The sequence below is a fragment of the Streptomyces sp. NPDC059900 genome (assembly GCF_050270335.1).
In the GTDB taxonomy this organism is placed as follows: domain Bacteria; phylum Actinomycetota; class Actinomycetes; order Streptomycetales; family Streptomycetaceae; genus Streptomyces.
In genome coordinates this window covers 1-1,327 of the sequence record NZ_JBNNJZ010001104.1, presented here as the reverse complement: position 1 = coordinate 1,327, position 1,327 = coordinate 1, and the positions used below count along the sequence as shown (strand labels likewise).

Below are 1,327 nucleotides of genomic sequence, written 5' to 3'. Positions count from 1 at the left end.
CGCCGGAGCCGTGGCTCCGGCGCTCGCCGCGCCGGGGAGGGGGACCTGAAGCCGGCGTCAGGCCAGCATGCCGTGGCGCAGCTTGGTGAGGGTGCCGGTGAGAAGGCGCGAGATGTGCATCTGTGAGACCCCCAGCTCGGCGCCGATCTGCGACTGGGTCATCTCCTGGCCGAAGCGCAGCTCGAGGATGCGGCGCTCCCGGTCGTCGAGCTCGTCCAGGAGCGGCGCCAGGGTATGGAGGTCCTCCACTGTCTCCATCGCCGGGTCCGGTCCGCCCATCACGTCGGCCAGGGTGCGCGTCGGCGCGGCCGCGCTCTCACCGCCGTCGGTGGGTGCCTCCAGGGAACCGGCGGTGTAACCGTTCGAGGCGACGAGTCCGTCTATGACCTCGTCTTCGGTGATGGACAGATGGTCGGCGAGCTCCTTTACGGTCGGTTCGTGGTCCAGATCGCCGGCCAGCTCCTCCTTCGCCTTGGCCAGCTCCACGCGCAGCTCCTGGAGCCGTCGCGGAACATGCACGGCCCAGGTGGTGTCCCGGAAGAACCGCTTGATCTCGCCGACGATGTAAGGGATGGCAAAGGTGGCGAACTCGACCTCGCGGCTGAGGTCGAACCGGTCGATGGCCTTGATCAGGCCGATCGTGCCGACCTGAATAATCTCTTCCATGTCGCCGTTGCCCCGGTTGCGGAAGCGGCGGGCCGCGAACTGCACGAGGGTCAGGTTCATCTCGATAAGGGTGTTGCGCGCGTACTGATATTCGTGCGTGCCCTCTTCCAAGGTCTGGAGCTTGTCGAAGAACATCTTCGACAGGGCCCGGGCGTCCTTGGGCGCCACCTTGTCCGTGTCCTCGATCCAAGGCAGCGCGTCCTCCGCGGTACCGGCAGCCTGCTCAGAGATCAGTGACATGTCTCTACCTCCCCTGGTGGTTCAAACGCTTCCTCGTACGGCCCCTGCCCCGGCATATGGCAGGCATGTGCGTTGACCCAATTTTTCTTGCTGCTGGGAAATAGTTGTCTCAGTGCATCGTACGATGTGGGAGGTTGCCCGGCTTCAGCCAGGCATTCGCCCTTGCCTGACAGCTCCAGCCGCCGGTGTGACTACGCGGGCGCCCCGTGTTGGACTGGATGCAGGTCCCCCTTGCCGAAGACCGGCTGACCGGGGGGCGCTGTCGGCCGGGCTCCAACTTGGGTGTGGCTTAACGAGAAGCAGGATCACGTGGACAGATTCGCTGCCGTCGAGCGGGCGCTGCGCAATGCGGCTCCCCATTTGCTGCTCGATGTCGTGACGGGGGCGTTGCAGGAACAGTACGGGGTCGAGCGGGTGGAAC

At 65.6% G+C, this 1,327-nt stretch carries 1 protein-coding gene; it reads right to left on the bottom strand.

Going from position 1 to position 1,327, the window contains the following annotated elements:
- Positions 1-57 precede the first annotated feature (57 nt).
- Positions 58-906, bottom strand: a complete 849-nt coding sequence (locus ACQKIP_RS47605; RefSeq protein ID WP_365864655.1) for an RNA polymerase sigma factor SigF — start codon at positions 904-906, stop codon at positions 58-60.
- Positions 907-1,327: the final 421 nt, after the last annotated feature.

Bases quoted from the DNA above. Each gene is read 5' to 3' on its own strand.
- ACQKIP_RS47605 (WP_365864655.1), bottom strand. From the start codon at position 906: ATGTCACTGATCTCTGAGCAGGCTGCCGGTACCGCGGAGGACGCGCTG.